This is a genomic window from Trichocoleus sp. FACHB-40, from assembly GCF_014695915.1.
Classification (GTDB): Bacteria; Cyanobacteriota; Cyanobacteriia; order Cyanobacteriales; family FACHB-T130; genus Funiculus; species Funiculus sociatus.
On sequence record NZ_JACJPF010000036.1, the window covers coordinates 66,391 to 83,036 of the forward strand.

Consider the following 16,646-nt stretch of genomic DNA (forward strand, 5'->3'; position numbering starts at 1 on the left):
CGCAATTGTCACCTTATGGCTCTGGTTGGGCCAAAGGTCGGTCAAGAATCAGGCACAACACACATCAAGAGGACCATCAGTGTGCTGTATCTAGCAGAAGTACAAAAGCAGAAATCTGGGTTAATGGGTTTTAAGACCGACCTAAAACTGCTGGCTTGTCAGCGGACTGACCAGAGTTGGAGTGCGGTGACTGCTGATGAAGTAATTCCCGCTCCCGATGAAGCCAATAATTTTAATGCTGGCGTCTTGGTGTTAGTCGAGCTGAGTGGAAATAAACAAGTGCAGCGTCCGCCGACGGAGGCGGGGCGGCAGTTGGTGAGCATTTTGCAAAATTTCTCTCGCCAGTTGGAAAAGTCAAAAACCCAGGAAGAAGAAATTGAACAGTGGAAGCAGTCGCTGACTTATCAGAGTCAGGAGCTGAACCGCCGCGAGATGGAAATGGAAGCGCGGGTGGAACAACTGGCGCAGTTGGATGAAGATTTTGAACGGCTGGAGGCGCAGCGTCAGGAGATTGACACGGCGCGGGAGGAAACTCAGCGACTTCGGGAGGAGTTTGAGCGCAACCGCCTAGAGTTGGAGGGAGCTTGGGAACACCTGCGGGGCGAGACAAGACGGCTGGAGGAGCGACAGGCGGAGTATCAGCAGGGAACGGTATTAGATGAGACTCAAGGGCAAAAGATTCGGGAATTGCTGGATCGTTTAGCGGGGGCGATCGCGCCCACTGAAGCGATCCGGGAACAACTGAATCTGGCTTTTGAAATTGTCAATGGGCAGCAGGAATTGCTTAACGGGCATTGGCAGCAGCTAGAGCAACAACGCAATAGCGCTACTCAGATGCAAGGAGATGTGGATCGCCAAACTCAAGAGCTGCAAAGGCGCACCGAGGAGTTGACGCAAGCTGAAAATGCTTTAGAAAAGGCGCGTTCGGAACGGATGGTGTTTCAGAATGCTCTGGAAATGAAGCAGGAGTTTGCTCGGATGCAGGATCTCCAGTTGCGAACCCAACAAGAGCTTTACGAGCAACTTAACCGTCTGGCAACGACTTCAGCAGATGTCAAAATTAGTCAGAAAATCGATCTGGAAGCCCTGGAGAAAATGCCATTAGGAGAGCTGCAAGAAGTTGTGCAAAACTTGCAGCAGGATTTAGAAAAAGTGGTGCGTTTTGTCAACGACCAGGAAGAAGAGCTGACATTTCAGCGCCAGACGGTGGACGAGTTGCAGGCGAAGATTAACCAAGCCAGCGAGTATGACCGGATGAGTCTGGAAAATGAGCTGGCAGAGGAGCAGGATTGCTACCAAATGCTAGACGAAACGCTGGTAGGTCAACGTCGAAATCTGCGAGAGCGAGAAGAGATTTTGAACCAGCACCAGCGGGTGCTACGGCGACGGCAGGGGGTTACGGAATCTGATGGGCAGCAGGACAACCAGAAAATTGATTTGGGGCCTGTTCTGAGTCAGCTGGACGGGCAACGACAACAACAATCTGAGGAACTGCAAAAGCTGGAAAGTCAGGTTGAGCAGATGCGCCTCTCAATCAGCCAAGCACAGGGAATGATCGATCATCAAGCTGGCGAACAAGAGGCAACTCGCAACCAAATTAAGCAGCTAGAGCAGAATTTGCTCTCGTCGAGGACGGCTTTAGCTGAACTTTGGAGCAGGGTGAATGTTTATCAGGAAATGCTACAGCCTTATCAGGATCGCGTTAATGAGATGCGGCAAAAGTTGGAAGCGATCGCGTCCACTTTAGCTCAGGTTCAGGAAACGGGTGATTATCAGCTGCAATCTATTGCTCAGATGCGGGAAGTTATCGTTAGTTTGATGAATGGGCAGTTTAGTGCAGCGTAAAAATAGTGTTGAGTGTTGAGTTATTTTCTTAATTCAACACTCAAATTTCCACACAATCCAGTCACCCCAGACTTGGGCGATCGCGCCTCCGGGAAACGGATCGGTTTGGGAACGGTTGGAAGCTGTAATTAAGGCTGTCAACTTTTCAATTTGCTCGAAGCTGGGGGCAACTGGTAGGACTAAGGAGAGAAACTGGCGGATGACCCGGCGTTGTAAGGCCAAGGGTGCTTGACGCAGTACGAGGCGATTTAGTCGATTGGGAATTGGGGATTGGGAATTGGGGATTGGGAATTGGGAATTGGGAATTGGGGATTGGGAATTGGAAGGATTCTTACCCAGCCCCCAGTCCCCAGCCCCCAGCCCCCAGTCCCCAGCCCCCAGCCCCCAGTCCCCAGCCCCCAGCCCCCAGTCCCCAGTCCCCAACCCCTGATTCATAGCTTGTTCTAGTAGCTGCTGGGCCGCTGTTTCGAGATATTCCACATCTGCCCGGAGGAGTTCGGCGGTTTGGGCTAAAGCTTGCTCAACTTTTGGGTTGAAGTTGGTTTGTAGGTAGGGTAGTAACTCGTGGCGGATGCGGTTACGGGCGTACTTTCGGTCTTGGTTGGTGGAATCTTCCCAGATGGCAAGCTGAAAGTTTTGGCAAAACTCGGCTGTTTGGGTACGGGTGACTTCTAGAAGGGGACGCACGAGTTGCAGCCCAGAATTTAATTGACGCTTCCAGGTAAGGGCTTGCAAGCCATCGGCACCGCTACCGCGAATTAGGTTATAGAGGAGGGTTTCGGCGCGATCGCTGGCTGTATGACCTGTGACGATGTAGGGGGAGTCGTTGTCGAGTGCGATCGCGCTTAGAGCTTGATAACGCCATTGTCGGGCTGCTGCTTCTGAGGCGATATTTTCCGTTTCTGGAGCGATTTGCAGATAGAAAGGGATATCCCAAGTTAAGGCAAGATTTTCTACGTGTTTGGCATTTTCCTGGGAGTCTTTCCGCCAACGATGATCGCAGTGAGCAATTGCCAGATGCCATCCCCACTTTGGTTGCAAATCTAGCAGTAATTTGATTAAGCAGAGGGAATCTTGCCCGCCAGAAACTGCTACTAATAGCCTCTCTCCACGGGGAATCAACGGGCGTTGCAAGAGAGTTCGATGCAGCTGGGCATGGAGAGGTGTCCAAGTAGGTTGTGGCATTAGCGATCGCTTGGTGGATAAACATCACCCGGTGAATGGTCTGCATTAATCTCAATCACCAAATCTACCCAGTTGGGATTTGTGGTTAGCGGTTTGATAAATAACTCTGGGTGCAGCGATTTCCAAAAATACTTGACAAATTCGTTAATTTCTGAGTCACTCATTCCCGATTTACCAGCAGCGATCATTTCCCGTTCTGCCTGCTGTCGCCACGCTAGGGACAGGCGATAATCAACTGGATACAGTACCATCACACGGTCTAATCGCGCCCAAAGGGGTAAATAGTCCTCTAACCGAGCATTCATATCACGGGCAAACGTCTTGTCATCGGCAGTTAGAATCGGCAGTGGCGGGTTCTCAAAGGCAACTGGGTCAATGGGGCGGACACCGACAAACCAACCTTCAAATAGGACAATATCGGCACCCTGGACAATTTCCGGCTGGGTTCTGTCTCCCGCACCGTTCCAGGCAGATTTATCAAAACGGGGGATGGGAATTGGTTGTCCGTCAGGATGGCGCAGGCGATCCAAAACTGCTAAACCCAGGTCTATATCGTGGGTTCCGGGTGGGCCTCGCCAGATAAGGCGTCTTTCTTGCTCTCTTAAGGCGAGGCGATCGCTATAGGTTTTGTAGAGGTCATCGAGGGAAAGGCTGAGTGTGGATTTTCCCAAGTGTTTGAGAATTAAGGTGAGGATAGCGGCCAGGGTAGTTTTGCCAGTTCCCTGTCCACCTAAAATTCCCTGGATCAGGGGATGTCCCAACTGTTGCTGAGACTGGGCCAGCTGCATTGCTAAGGGAAGCCAGAGGTTCCAGAGAGTTTCTAGGCTGGGGACTGGGTGGAGATTGGGGTAGACACGCACTAGGAGATGCGATCGTCGAATAACTTCCTCAACATTAGCTGGTGTGATCCCGAAAGCAAGCGATCGCCGCTTATCTGATAACATCACCGAAGCCAAATATTCCAACTCGGCTGAAGTCGGCATTTGTCCTGCTAAAGAACGATTAAGAATTTCACTCAGAGATAACATTACGAACCCAGTTTAAAGGCTTCAATGAACAAGCTGTAAGTCAGTCCAATTTTAAGAGCGTTCAAAATTTCTGATAGTAAACTGCGACGGGGATTACCAACAGCCGCCTGTCTTGTTTGCGGCTTCCCGCCATAAACATATCGGCTGACGAGTTCAGTGAAGAAAATCAAAATTCCCGCCGCAATTATATCTACCTCAGCGGTTTGTCCCGACGTGGTGGGAATAGCAGTTCCCAGAAAGACACCAAACAGCAGACTAATAGTAACCAGTGATATTCGCCGCCAAGGATTGCTCAGCCATTGTCCCAGCCGAGCGGCGATAACATCAACAAAATTGTTTAGACGAGTCCTTTGCATGATCGGGGCTGACGAGTGAAGTTGGCATTAGCAGACTTTGAGCAAATATTTCATGCTCAGATGTCGTGCGTTCTATAACCCTGCTTCAATAATATTAGGGTGGCGATGCTTCCAAGAGCAGCTTGTTGTTATGGAGAAAGTTATTGCTAGCCAGTGGTGCGGGGTAAAGCAGTTAAAAATTATGAAAAAGCTTTTGAGCTTAAAAGTTTACCCTGGAGTTCTGATTGCTTTACTTTTAGGACTCTTTGTGTTGGGAACGCAGTTTAAGGTAGAAACTGAGTCAGCGTCGCCAGATGCCTCCTTTTTAAAGAAAACTAAGCCTTCGGTGTTGCTCAATTCTCAAGGCGTGGAAAAGCTGAAGACTTCTGGGTTGTCGAACTCTATCCGAGTTTCCCCACCCACAGTCATTCCACCAGCCGTAGTCACGGATCTTCAAGGGGTTTTACGGGTGAGTAATCAAACCGATTACCCGGTTCGGCTGGCGTTCCTGGCGGCTATGGCACCGACTAAATTTTCTTCTGTTCCAGGGCTGTCTTCACCTAGCAGCCGCCCCTATTCTGTGCAGCCTGCACACTGGGATTTTGCGCCTGGGGAAGGTGGCAGCCAAGGACTGATTGTATCGCTACCAAATGGTGATTTCCAGCTAAAAAAGGGGGATATTCTGGTGGCATTTGCCCAGGATGGCTCCCGCCAATACTGGGGGCCTTATGTTGTGGGCGAGACACCTTTGCCTGTGTGGAATAGTCAGGTGTCGGAATGGCAGCTGGTTTTACAATGAGAATTTTATCGGTTGTTGGTTGGAACCGGACAATATTTCAAATTGACAATTTGACAAACTTTCTCTGAATAATAACCGGGAACTCCCGTGTACTGGCAGAGTCAGGAAATGCAACTGGGACAAGCGAGAGTATTAGCCCCTGCAACTGAGCATGAGCGTCGCATTTCCAGATAGATTAAGGTCTGGGAAGATGCTCTTTGGGGTTGCCCATTACTGAGGGACTGTTCGGGATTTCATGAAATTTAGGGTAGATCAAGCGCTTAGACGTGGGTGGAAATATTGGGATAAGCATCCAGGCGTTGCTTGGACGCTATCGATTCTGTGGGTGCTAGGGGTTTGCTGGCTGGCTTTTGTGTGGAATGTAGGCAGTATCGGTCTTATCGATGAGACGGAGCCGCTGTTTGCGGAAGCTGCCCGCCAGATGACGGTGACGGGAGATTGGATCACGCCGTTTTTTAATGGTGAGACGCGCTTTGATAAGCCGCCGTTAGTGTATTGGCTGATGGCGATCGCTTATAAATCGGTTGGCGTGAATGAATGGGCGGTGCGGCTGCCTTCTGCTTTGAGTGCGATCGCTGTGACTGGGTTAGCCTTTTACACGTTGCGTTACTTTGGGGCTACTTCTGGTGCTGTGGCGACGGGGCAATCTAGCGTTGGCAAACGTACACCTCCCCAGTTGTGGCTATCGGCACTGCTGGGTGCAGCTTTGATCGCCCTGAATCCTGAAATGATCGTCTGGGGACGAACTGGCGTTTCTGATATGCTGCTGACTGGCTGCATGGGTTGTGCAATCCTATCCTTTTTTCTTGGTTATGCTCAGCCGTCTCGCCCAGCAATTCAGTCACGTTGGTATCTGGCGTTTTATGTGCTGGTTGCTTTGGCTATTCTTGCCAAAGGGCCGGTGGGAATTGTGTTGCCAGTGCTAATTATTGGGACTTTTCTACTTTATCTAGGCAATTTCTGGCAAGTTTTACGGGAGATGCGCCCGATTAGGGGCTTGGCAATTGTCCTGGCTCTAGCAGTGCCTTGGTATGTTTTGGTAATTTGGCGCAATGGGGAAGCCTACATAGATAAGTTTTTTGGCTATCACAATTTTGAACGCTTCACGGGCGTTGTGAATGACCATTGGGCCCCTTGGTATTTTTATTTTCTGGTGGTGCTGCTTGGTTTTGCGCCTTGGTCGATTTATTTGCCGATAGCGATCGCGCGACTGCGCTTTTGGAAACGCGATCGCTGGCGTCAACAACCGCGTTCTGCTCAATTGGGTCTGTTTGCCCTGTTTTGGTTTGCTGGTATCTTTGGCTTCTTCACCGTTGCAGTAACTAAACTTCCCAGCTATGTGCTGCCCCTGATGCCAGCAGCGGGGATTTTGGTAGCGCTTTTGTTCAGCGAACAGATGACTTTTGTTAGTCGTCCCTTGTCTGTGGTCACAGAAGATTCGTCAAGCTTGAACGCTCAAACGTTGGATTCTAACAACCTTCTCATCCAACCTTCCCATCCAACCTCAAAGAACAAAGGACTCTTCTGGAGTGGCATTGTCAACGTAGTATTTTTGGCGGTGCTTGCTGGTGGTATTTTATACAGCCCAAATTTTCTGGGATACGATCCGGCTGTGCCAGATTTGCAGCAACTGGTGCAAAATTCCGGTTTGCCAGTGCGGGGATTTATCATCTGGGGAGCTGCTGCTGTTTCAGCCGCAGTGCTGTTGTGGCGACGCTCGTGGCGTTGGCTTTGGAGTCCCAATCTGATTGGGTTTATGGCTTTTATAATCTTTGTGTTGACACCCGCCTACTTCATGATGGATAACGCGCGTCAGTTGCCGTTGCGGGAATTAAGCGCGATCGCGGCTCAAGTTGAGCGGCCTGGGGAACCGATGGTTATGATTGGCTTCAAAAAGCCTAGCGTAGTATTTTACACCCAGCGTCCGGTAAATTACTTTGCCAAAGCTAGCTCAGCAATGGAATACATTGAAGCGATCTCAGCCACTGAAGCTAAGCCACCTTCGGTACTCATTCTTACCGAGCCTAAATATTTGCAGCAAACAAAGCTTGCGCCTCATCAATACCAAACTCTAGGTAAAGTTGGTGCTTATCAGCTCATCCGAATCTCGAAACAAATGGTTGCTTGGAGCGAGCCGCCTCGCTCCAATTAATCAAAGGCTCTGGCTCCCCTCCACGAACAGCGGGGAGGGGTTCTATCCGTAATTAACCAGATTTGATATCACTTGGTTTTCTGTAAGGTTTTTGCCTGCTCCAGAGTAATTTCTTTCAATGACTGGAAAGAACTGGCATTTGAGGCACCTTCAATTGCTTTAACAGCCAAATCTTGAACCTGTTTGAGGGCAAAGTCGAGTTGTTTAGAGAGGCTTTGAATTCGTGCTTCTTGATTGCGAATAGTATCCTCTAAGGATTGAATCTTTTGTTCGTGCAAACGCTTTTGCACTTCCACATCCTTAGCATACAAATCTGCCTTAATCTTAGCTTGGTGATGAGCAATTCCTTTGCCTTCTTCCTTGGCTTTTTTGATAGCGGCTTCCAATTCTTTCGGAAAGGCTTCTACCTTGGCTTTAGCTTCGTCATATTGTTTTTCTCGTTCAGCGATCGCTTTCTCTCTCTCAGCCCACTGTTTATCTTTTTCTTGCTGGAACTCTTCTATTTCCTTATACAATCCTTTCTTGTTTTGGTCGTACTCATCTTGATTGAGTTTGCGTTGCAGTTCTAGCTCATATTTATATTCTTTTGCATCTCGCTGTCGAGTTTTATTCAGCGTCTCATTTCGTTCTTTAACTAAGCGTTTACGTTCTTCTTGCTCTTTGAACCAAGCGTTTTTTTCCTCCAGCGTTTGTTGTTCCAAAGTTTCACGACTTTGGCTTAGTTCCTCGCCAAAGTTCTTCGCACTTTCCTCATACTGTTGGATGAGCGTATCCAACATTCCTTCTTCAATCTCTAGAGAGTGCAGCTCTTGTAACTGTGTAACCTCTGTTTCTACATTACTTCTAAATTCTTGTAATTTAGAAGCTTCTAATGTGAGTTTTTCTGACAATTCACTGACAGCGCCACCAAAGCCTAATTGCAGCTTCGCGAGACTTTCAATCACGTTACCCATTTTTTCTTGAGCCGCAGCACCCTGATTCATAGCTGTCCAAGATTCTAATGGTTGTTTATCTTTAATCGCCGGTGGTTTAGCTTGATTCAGTTGCTTAAGTTGTGACTCTATGGCTGCTTTTTCCTTGTTTAATTCCTCATACGCCGCTAAGATTTCAGCCTTGGTATTTTTATCGCTAGGTTTTCTCGCCATTGCTAATCTCCTAATTTTTTTTTCCCAGTCCCCAATCCCCAATCCCTAACCCTTAATTTTCCCTTTTAGTTGTCAGCTTAGCAGAGGAACTTTCAAAAGCTCTCATGGCGATATCTTGTGCTTGCTTAGACGCGGCTTGGAGTTGGGCGGTAATTTCTGTTATCTGTTCCATTTGTCTTTGAATTGTCTGTTCCAAAGATTGAATTTTAAATTCATTACTCTGTTTAGTCGCTTCCCACTCTTTCTCAGACAAATCAGCTTGCACCTTAGCGTCTTGGTGAACGTCTTTAATGGCTTCTTCTCTGGCTTTTTTAACAGCGTCCTCCAATTCTTTAGGGAATCCGTCTATTTTCTTTTGATGCTCTTGAAACTCTGCTTGACGCGCTATTAGATTATTTTCTCGTTCTAACCATTGTTTTTCTTTTTCTTTCTCAGACGCTTGCAATTCCCGTTCTAGGTTTCGCTTTATTTCTTCGTACTCATCTGTTTCCAGCTTTCGAGTACGTTCTAATTCGTATTGATAATCTTCAGTTTCCCGCTGGCGTTCTGCGGTTAATAAGGCATTTTGTTCTTGGAGTGCAATTTCGTATTCTTCTTGCTCTTTTTGCCAAGATTTGCGGATTATAGTTTGTTGTTTTTCCAGCGCTTCCCGTTCAATTGCAGTTGTTTGTTCTAGCGCTTTCAAGTTTTCTTGGTGTTCTTGAGTTAAGATGTGCAGCGCATCTGCTACTATTCTGATCTCTTGAAGTTCTTGCAAGTGTTGGGTTTCAATTTCTATCGCCCGTTTTAGTTCGTTTAACTTTGATGTCTCTCCTGTTAATTTTGTGGAGAGTCCGGTGACGATGCTGCCAAATTCTAATTGCAGGTCGGCTAGACCTTTGACAATACTATCGACGGTATAGGTAGAAGCAGCTTGGAGAATTTCTTTGTTTTTTTCTTTTTCTGCTTCCTGTTCTTTTGTGGCTATTTTTGACTCGATTTTTTTCTTTTCTGTTAGAAGCTGCTTGAAGGCTTCAAGAATTTTTTCTTTGCTGTCTCTTGAGGCTATTTTATTCATGCTTTTTTCTCCATAACAAAGTTGCTCTGTTGCAGGTGTTCCTACAGCAGAGTGCAGCAATCTGTCCGGGAACGCTGTCCTCTAATAGAACATTTGTTCTAGTGCAATATACTCAAGGATTAGCAATAATGTCAAGGAAAGAAATACGTAGAAGATGTGTATAAAATTGCTTAGAGTTAAAAATCAAAGACCTGCGTAGGTTGGGTTGAGGTACGAAACCCAACTAATGCCTATGTGTGTTGGGTTTCGCTGTCGCACGGGCCCAACCTACAACTACTGGGAGGGAACGAGGGGAGAGCGGGTTAGAAGCTTGTTTGGGCGAGGGAGGCGTGAATGTGGTCTAGCACTTCTGCCATTGACAAGGGAGGTACTGAGAGAATTTTAGTAGCGATCGCTCTCAAGGCTGCCTCAAACTTAATGGTTGCTTCATCCAAATTTCTCCCATCCCAGCGGTGATCCAGTACCAAAATGGGCGGTAGAGCAGGCATCTGCTTTAAGGAGGTCAAAGCTTCCACCAGTGCTGGATAAGGCTTGATGTCCGCCAGATCGATGAGCAGTAAGTCTACGTTTTGGTGTTGCAGTTGACGGCATACTTCCGCCCAAGAACGCGAGAGTAAACTTTTAAACCCTGCGCTTTCCAGATAGTGCAGCAGAGGGGAACCATTTGAGCTGCTAATTTGGGGGCTAGCCACAAATTGGGGGTCAAATGCTTCGCCTGTACGGTCGTAGGGAGAAGTATTTGCGCCTGCATCTATTCTCGATTCCCCAATTTCTTCGGTGGGGGAGAACACATCGGTGAGACTTCGGGCATCCACAACTAAAATATTTGATTGGCAGCTGATGCCAGCAGCAACTTGAATCACCTGCAATAAGGCATCCATATTCTCATGGCGATCTGATGCTAAACACGGAAATACGGAAAGACCAGTAACTTGATTTGCCGCTTGAGTAGTCTGGCGGTCTAAGGTTATTAAGGGTAAAGAGGCAAGATCAGTTAACGAAAGCTCCTTTAAGTAAGCCAGAGGGTCTTCTAAACCAGCACCATCGAGGATGACGACATTCGGGTGCCAAACACGCACCAAAAGTTCTGCCTGCTCTATATCGTCGGCTTCGAGAACCCGGTGCTTTGGCGACAGCCCCAGTGCTGTAGGTGAGAATTCTATTGCTGCTTGCTCCTCAAAGGTAAGATGCAAAATCGTCAGACTGGGGGTAGGAGTTTCAGGTGCTTTTAAGCTAATCAGGCTGTGTCGTAATGCTTCTGTCTGTACTGGCAGGGTTAAAAAGCCATCTGCGCGGTTGGCGGATGCTTGCTCCTTTTCTCCTTGGCTTGCTGTCACGAGGACTGGGATGTGACGGGTTTGTTCATCTGATTTGAGCAGAGTCAAAACGTCCCAGCCGGAAAGCAGGGGTAGTAAGGGATTGAGCAGTAAGGCTTGTGGCTGCAACTGCCGTGCTTTTTCGATTGCTTCTGTACCGGAACGAGCGATCGCGTATCGATAGCCCAAACCTGTCAGTTGCTGGGTTAAATCTTCGATGTACTGGGGTACAGCTTCGACAATTAAGATTAACCGATTGCTAAATTTGGGATTTTGGGCTTTGGATTTTTGTTTATTAGAAATTGGGGGTTGGGAATAATCTTGCTCAGTCCCCAGCTTTTTAGAATTGGGTGGTGGAACAGGAGGTAGTAGCAGAGTAAATTGACTTCCCTGACCAACTTTGGAGATAAACGAAATATCTCCGCCGTGCAGGTGAGCAAGGCGTTGGGTTAAAGCAAGTCCCAAACCTGTACCATCAAATCTGCGGGTGAGGGTATCTTCCAACTGTTGAAATTTCTGAAAGATTAAATGCTGTTTTGCTTCAGGGATGCCAATGCCAGTATCCCAGATAGTAAAAGCAATCCAGCCTTCCCAACAAGCTACTTTCAGACCGATTGCGCCTCCAGACTCAGTAAATTTGAGGGCGTTGGAAAGCAGGTGAGTTAGCATCTGGCGCAGGCGCAATTCGTCTGCCACCATTGTTTCTAATTCGGGTTCTATGCAGAGTGTGAAGCTGATTTCTTCTTGTTGAAGATCAGTTTCCAATGGTTCTTTACCTGGCTGGAGTTGTCGCGCTTGAGTAATGGCGCGATCGCATACTGTGGGAATATGCACTGGCTCTGGTGTCAGTTCCAGCTGGCCTGTCTCCATCCGGGTCAAATCTAAAATATCGTTGACTACCGTCATCAACTGTCGCCCACTCTGATGAATCAGTCGTGCATAACGTGCCTGACGTTCATTCAGCTGCCCGATTAACTGATCTTTCAGCAAGCTGGCTAAACCCAGTACGCTCGTCAGGGGGGTTTTGAGTTCGTGGCTGATACAGGCTAAAAACTCATCCTTCATCCGGTTGAGTTGGACTAAATCGGCATTTTTAGCTGCTAATTCCTTGGCGAAGATGTGCTGCTCTGTTACGTCGGTTGCCATCATCAGCGAGAGGTCAGGGCTGAGCGAATGCAGGGGCGTTGTAGTGTTGTAGTGTTGTAGGTTTTCCCACTCGGATACCCGGATGCTCTTCTCCTCTACGTTAGTGCTGTTTTGACGCAGGGGAATTGTGACAAATTGCCAGAGGCGATCGCCTATCTTTTTTGTAGTTGGATTTTGCGTCACCACCTCCCAAGAAGTTGTTTCCCTAGAGGCAATGGTTGCTTCTGTCGCTGACATTTGATGGTGATTTGTCTGGTCGGCACCTTCCCACCAATTTACAAATTCTCCTGCGGTGCCGCTAGAACTTACGCCCACTAACTCCTGTTGCCACAAGGAATCTATTAAGACAGGTGCTTCAGGCTCTTCTAGGTGAGGGTCAAGACTTTCTCCTATCTGCTGTCTCCAGGTCAGATTTTGGGCGATAATTTGCCCAGTTATCGTTTGCAACCTCAAGGGCAAAGGCAGTTGTTCCAAGAGTTGAACTAGGGACTCTTTGGTACAGCCAGTAGGGGAAGTAGATTCCAATTCCCCTGCGTTCCAATTCTCCTGAGTTCCTTTGTTCTTGGGTTCCTGGGTTCCTCGGCTCCTTTGCTCCATTTCCCCTGGAATTTCTTCTATAGTTGCCAGAAATTTCACCAGACGTTGGCTATCCAACAAACCCAAGAATTTATCTGAGGGATCGACTACAGCCCAGTTTGGGAGATGTGTTTGGGAATTAGAAGAACGCAAATACAGCCAGAACTGGCTTAAAGAAATCCAAGCAGGCAAGGTTGCCACTTTTTCAATCAGCGGCAAATCCAGCTCGCACAGGGGTTGCTGCAAATCGATTGCTACCCCCGCAATTAGGTAATCTTGCTTCTTAAACTGGTTTTTTACGATCAGATGAGGCATAATTGCCCGGAGGTTTACTACTCCTAGCGGGTGTTGTTGTTCGCTCACCACCACCACGCGATCGCAACCGCCAGAGCGAAAAATCTCTAAAAGAGATGCGAAGGCAGCTGTTTGTTCGCAAACAGGAACTCGTTCAATAAATTCCTTTAGACTGGGATTGGTAATGAACATGACAAACCTGGCTCTTGGGAGAGTGACTTCTGCGCGGACGTACTTCCTTGGCTTCTCGGTAGGGGTTTCTCCTGCCTTCTGCCAAAAAAGTTGGCTTTAAAAAAAAACTGGCGATCGCGCAGTTTCTTATGGAATATGAAAGTAGAGGTTCTGCTTAATTATGGCTCCATCCAGGCGACTCCCAGATAGTCATACTTACAATTAATTACAATTCGATTAATGTTTAAATTATTATTAAGTAGTTTCTAAACGATTCCGGTAAGAAATCCTCCTCGTGAAGGATGTCTCAATGGACACACTACATTAATTTATTACACTGACTAAGGTTTTGGATTCACCCCTGTCTATTTGTACCTTTGTGTCTAATGAATCGCTGGCTAAGTCCGTGAGGGACAATTTGAGCAGCGATCGCTATCTTGTAACTCAGGCGAGTTCCTTATCTGAGTTTTTTGCCAAAATCGAGCAACACAAGCAGGAAATCGATTGTTTGGTTTTACAGGAGGAAGGCGAGTTGCTACCCCTGTTTAACAAATTGTACGAACAAGGCACTCTGCTGCCAATCGTAATTTTCAAGAAGGTATCTCATGAACTCAGTAATTATGCGGTGATTACAGATAAGCCGAGTAACGTAAGTAGCGTCGCTGATGCTAACCAATCGTTGGGGACTTATCTGTACCACCCTGCGGAAGTTCATGTAACCGCACAAGCTAACAAGATGACGCTGTTGATTGAGCAAGCGATCGCTCGATTCCTCACCCTAGCACCCAGCTGTCTTCTCCCTGACCTTTCCGCCAGCCTCGATCCCGTTACTGAGCTAAATACTCAAAGTTTCCTAATGCTACAGCAGCGTCGGCTAGCTGAAAAACTTCAGGAACGATTAGGGTATTTAGGCGTGTACTACAAGAGAAATTCCCAGGCTTTTTTCCGTCATCTATCGCGAACTGAAAGGCAAGAACTTTTAAACCAACTCAAAGCCGAATATCGCCAGATTGTCATAAATTACTTCTCCAAAGAGAGTACACTGAATCAAGCCATCGATCAATTTGTCACTGTGGCTTTTTTTGCCGATATGTCAGTGTCTCAAATTGTCGAGATTCATATGGAATTAATGGATGAATTCTCCAAATACTTGCAACTAGAAGGGCGGAGCGAAGAAATATTATTAGACTATCGTCTGACCTTGATTGATGTCATTGCTCATCTGTGCGAAATGTATCGCCGTTCCATTCCCAGAGAGTCCTAACTAATTTAAAATTCAGAATTTAAAAAAGTTAAATTTTAAGTTTTAATTCTTTTTCCAAGTCCTCAATTGCTAATTTATGACCGCCCTGAAGAAAACCTATGTTCTTAAGCTCTACGTTGCTGGAAATACTCCCAACTCAGTACGGGCTTTAAAAACGCTCAAAAATATCTTGGAACAAGAGTTCCAGGGTGTCTATGCCCTGAAAGTGATTGATGTTCTCAAAAATCCCCAACTGGCTGAAGAAGATAAAATCTTAGCCACGCCGACTTTGGCAAAAGTATTACCTCCACCAGTCCGCAGAATCATCGGGGATCTTTCGGATAGAGAAAAGGTATTAGTCGGATTGGATCTTCTCTATGAAGAACTCAGCGAAGCCGAATCAGATTTATAAATTATATCCGGGTGTATTAGTAATAAACCCTTACAACCAGAGGTACTTGCGCCTTTAAACTTTTGACTGGTCTATAGCCCTTACTCAGTTCCTGCTAATCTCTTATTTTTTTGACTCAAGTGATGAATCAAACTAATCCCAGCGAGCATAAAGACGAATTGGCACCGCTAGGAGTCCAAAAAATTCGCACAATGATTGAAGGCTTCGATGACATTAGTCATGGAGGCTTACCACTGGGGAGAACCACCTTATTCAGCGGCACATCCGGAACTGGTAAAACCTTGTTTGCAGTTCAGTTTCTCTACAACGGTATTACTCAGTTTGATGAGTCTGGCGTATTTGTTACTTTTGAAGAATCTCCCACAGACATCATAAAAAATGCCTCCAGCTTTGGTTGGGATTTACAGAAATTAATAGATCAAGGCCAGCTATTTATTCTGGATGCTTCTCCCGATCCTGAAGGACAGGAAGTTGTCGGTAACTTTGACCTTTCCGCCTTAATTGAGCGCATTCAGTATGCCATTCGTAAATACAAAGCCAAGCGGGTTTCCGTTGATTCTGTAACAGCTATTTTTCAGCAATATGATGCCGCAGGGCTGGTACGACGGGAAATTTTTAGATTGGTAGCCCGGCTCAAACAAATTGGTGTCACCACCATAATGACGACAGAAAGGATTGAGGAATATGGTCAAGTGGCGCGATTTGGGGTAGAAGAATTTGTTTCTGATAACGTAGCCATTGTTCGTAACGTTTTGGAAGGAGAACGTCGCCGCCGCACCATTGAAATTCTTAAACTTCGCGGTACTACCCATATGAAAGGCGAATACCCTTTCACCATTACCAATAATGGAATCAATATCTTCCCACTAGGAGCAATGCGACTCACCCAGCGTTCTTCCAATATTCGGGTGTCTTCTGGTGTCAAAACCCTCGATGAAATGTGTGGTGGTGGATTCTTCAAAGATTCGATTATTTTGGCAACAGGTGCTACAGGTACAGGAAAAACGCTTTTAGTAAGCAAATTTTTGGAAAATGCCTGCCTTAGGGACGAACGTGCCATCTTGTTTGCCTATGAAGAATCTCGCGCCCAACTTTCTCGCAATGCTTATTCTTGGGGCATTGATTTTGAGGAGATGGAGCAAAAAGGTTTGCTAAAAATTCTCTGTACTTATCCAGAGTCGGCTGGGTTAGAAGACCATTTGCAAATTATTAAATCAGAAATTGCTGAATTCAAGCCGTGTCGCATTGCCATTGATTCTCTGTCTGCTTTAGCACGCGGGGTTAGCAGTAATGCCTTCCGGCAGTTTGTAATTGGCGTTACTGGTTATGCCAAGCAAGAGGAAATTACTGGCTTTTTTACCAACACCACCGACCAATTTATGGGTTCCCATTCGATTACGGATTCCCATATTTCCACGATTACAGACACGATTTTGATGCTGCAATATGTGGAAATTCGCGGTGAAATGTCCCGTGCTATCAATGTCTTCAAGATGCGGGGTTCTTGGCACGAAAAAGGTATCCGCGAGTACACTATCACTGATGAGGGAGCTGAAATTAAAGATTCTTTCCGTAATTACGAAAGAATTATCAGTGGCTCACCCACTCGGATTGCGGTTGACGAAAAGAGCGAATTATCCCGCATTGTTCGAGGGATGAGGGACAATAGTAGCGATACGGTAATTTAACCTTGGGTCTGTCAGTTAAGGGCTTATATCCGCAATAATACGGATATAAGCAAATCTTTACCTAGTAATAACCTCAGTTGAGATAGTATAGCTTTTTCAATTGCCTGTCAGCCTTGATTTTAATGAAAGATCCTGAATTCCGGTTATTGGTAATTACAACTACACTTTACACAAACTTCATAATTCTGCCTTCAGTTAGCTTCCTACTTAAAGATTAAGTGAAGATGGGTTTTAGCTATAGCAAAATTTTTCAA

At 46.6% G+C, this 16,646-nt stretch carries 12 protein-coding genes; 6 read left to right on the forward strand and 6 right to left on the reverse strand.

Annotation, left to right across the window (positions count from 1 at the left end):
• Positions 1-81: 81 nt before the first annotated feature.
• Positions 82-1,845, forward strand: coding sequence for a pilus motility taxis protein HmpF (hmpF, locus tag H6F63_RS04875; protein WP_190635352.1), 1,764 nt, complete (start codon positions 82-84; stop codon positions 1,843-1,845).
• A 33-nt stretch (positions 1,846-1,878) separates the two neighbouring features.
• On the opposite strand, the gene tilS is transcribed toward hmpF, so the two are convergent.
• From tilS to H6F63_RS04890, 3 genes are read right to left on the reverse strand one after another with little or no spacing between them, the layout of a single operon-like run.
• On the reverse strand, positions 1,879-3,030 hold the full coding sequence (tilS, locus tag H6F63_RS04880) for a tRNA lysidine(34) synthetase TilS (protein ID WP_190635355.1): 1,152 nt from the start codon (positions 3,028-3,030) through the stop codon (positions 1,879-1,881).
• Positions 3,030-4,058 (reverse strand): glycerate kinase, encoded by a 1,029-nt coding sequence (locus H6F63_RS04885; RefSeq protein ID WP_190635357.1) that lies wholly within the window; start codon positions 4,056-4,058, stop codon positions 3,030-3,032. Before H6F63_RS04885 ends, tilS begins: the two co-directional genes overlap by 1 nt.
• Positions 4,058-4,414: a DUF565 domain-containing protein gene (locus H6F63_RS04890; protein WP_190420604.1), complete on the reverse strand. Its 357-nt coding sequence runs from the start codon at positions 4,412-4,414 to the stop codon at positions 4,058-4,060. Before H6F63_RS04890 ends, H6F63_RS04885 begins: the two co-directional genes overlap by 1 nt.
• Positions 4,415-4,544: 130 nt before the next feature.
• Here H6F63_RS04890 and H6F63_RS04895 point away from each other — a divergent pair, with 130 nt between their 5' ends.
• Both H6F63_RS04895 and H6F63_RS04900 read left to right on the forward strand, forming a co-directional pair.
• Positions 4,545-5,192 carry a hypothetical protein gene (locus H6F63_RS04895; RefSeq protein ID WP_199297687.1) on the forward strand — a complete coding sequence of 216 codons (648 nt, stop codon included), beginning with the start codon at positions 4,545-4,547 and terminating at the stop codon, positions 5,190-5,192.
• 235 nt (positions 5,193-5,427) lie between these two features.
• The gene (locus H6F63_RS04900; protein WP_190635359.1) at positions 5,428-7,344 is read left to right on the forward strand and encodes a glycosyltransferase family 39 protein; all 1,917 of its coding nucleotides are present in this window, start codon (positions 5,428-5,430) and stop codon (positions 7,342-7,344) included.
• A gap of 68 nt (positions 7,345-7,412) precedes the next feature.
• Here the strand turns inward: H6F63_RS04900 and H6F63_RS04905 are convergent, their stop codons facing one another.
• The 3 genes from H6F63_RS04905 to H6F63_RS04915 form a co-directional block, all read right to left on the reverse strand.
• Entirely contained in the window at positions 7,413-8,489 is a 1,077-nt protein-coding gene (locus tag H6F63_RS04905) for a hypothetical protein (RefSeq protein ID WP_190635361.1), read from the reverse strand.
• 52 nt (positions 8,490-8,541) lie between these two features.
• Positions 8,542-9,546, reverse strand: a complete 1,005-nt coding sequence (locus tag H6F63_RS04910) for a hypothetical protein (protein ID WP_190635363.1) — start codon at positions 9,544-9,546, stop codon at positions 8,542-8,544.
• Between the two features lie 302 nt (positions 9,547-9,848).
• Positions 9,849-13,070, reverse strand: a complete 3,222-nt coding sequence (locus H6F63_RS04915; protein ID WP_190635365.1) for a hybrid sensor histidine kinase/response regulator — start codon at positions 13,068-13,070, stop codon at positions 9,849-9,851.
• 328 nt (positions 13,071-13,398) lie between these two features.
• Between H6F63_RS04915 and H6F63_RS04920 the strand changes: the two genes are divergently transcribed.
• From H6F63_RS04920 to kaiC, 3 genes are all read left to right on the forward strand, one after another.
• Positions 13,399-14,313: a circadian clock protein KaiA gene (locus H6F63_RS04920; RefSeq protein WP_190635367.1), complete on the forward strand. Its 915-nt coding sequence runs from the start codon at positions 13,399-13,401 to the stop codon at positions 14,311-14,313.
• A 76-nt stretch (positions 14,314-14,389) separates the two neighbouring features.
• A complete protein-coding gene (gene kaiB, locus H6F63_RS04925) occupies positions 14,390-14,704 on the forward strand; it encodes a circadian clock protein KaiB (RefSeq protein ID WP_190635369.1) in 315 nt (104 codons plus the stop codon).
• 122 nt (positions 14,705-14,826) lie between these two features.
• The gene (gene kaiC / locus H6F63_RS04930; protein WP_190420594.1) at positions 14,827-16,392 is read left to right on the forward strand and encodes a circadian clock protein KaiC; all 1,566 of its coding nucleotides are present in this window, start codon (positions 14,827-14,829) and stop codon (positions 16,390-16,392) included.
• The last annotated feature ends 254 nt before the right edge of the window (positions 16,393-16,646 follow it).

What these genes read in the sequence shown, in the direction of transcription:
- H6F63_RS04890 (WP_190420604.1), bottom strand. Translation starts at nt 4,414, where the DNA reads ATGCAAAGGACTCGTCTAAACAATTTTGTTGATGTTATCGCCGCTCGG.
- H6F63_RS04905 (WP_190635361.1), bottom strand. Translation starts at nt 8,489, where the DNA reads ATGGCGAGAAAACCTAGCGATAAAAATACCAAGGCTGAAATCTTAGCG.
- kaiC (WP_190420594.1), top strand. Translation starts at nt 14,827, where the DNA reads ATGAATCAAACTAATCCCAGCGAGCATAAAGACGAATTGGCACCGCTA.
- H6F63_RS04885 (WP_190635357.1), bottom strand. Translation starts at nt 4,058, where the DNA reads ATGTTATCTCTGAGTGAAATTCTTAATCGTTCTTTAGCAGGACAAATG.
- H6F63_RS04915 (WP_190635365.1), bottom strand. Translation starts at nt 13,070, where the DNA reads ATGTTCATTACCAATCCCAGTCTAAAGGAATTTATTGAACGAGTTCCT.
- kaiB (WP_190635369.1), top strand. Translation starts at nt 14,390, where the DNA reads ATGACCGCCCTGAAGAAAACCTATGTTCTTAAGCTCTACGTTGCTGGA.
- H6F63_RS04910 (WP_190635363.1), bottom strand. Translation starts at nt 9,546, where the DNA reads ATGAATAAAATAGCCTCAAGAGACAGCAAAGAAAAAATTCTTGAAGCC.
- tilS (WP_190635355.1), bottom strand. Translation starts at nt 3,030, where the DNA reads ATGCCACAACCTACTTGGACACCTCTCCATGCCCAGCTGCATCGAACT.
- H6F63_RS04900 (WP_190635359.1), top strand. Translation starts at nt 5,428, where the DNA reads ATGAAATTTAGGGTAGATCAAGCGCTTAGACGTGGGTGGAAATATTGG.
- H6F63_RS04895 (WP_199297687.1), top strand. Translation starts at nt 4,545, where the DNA reads ATGGAGAAAGTTATTGCTAGCCAGTGGTGCGGGGTAAAGCAGTTAAAA.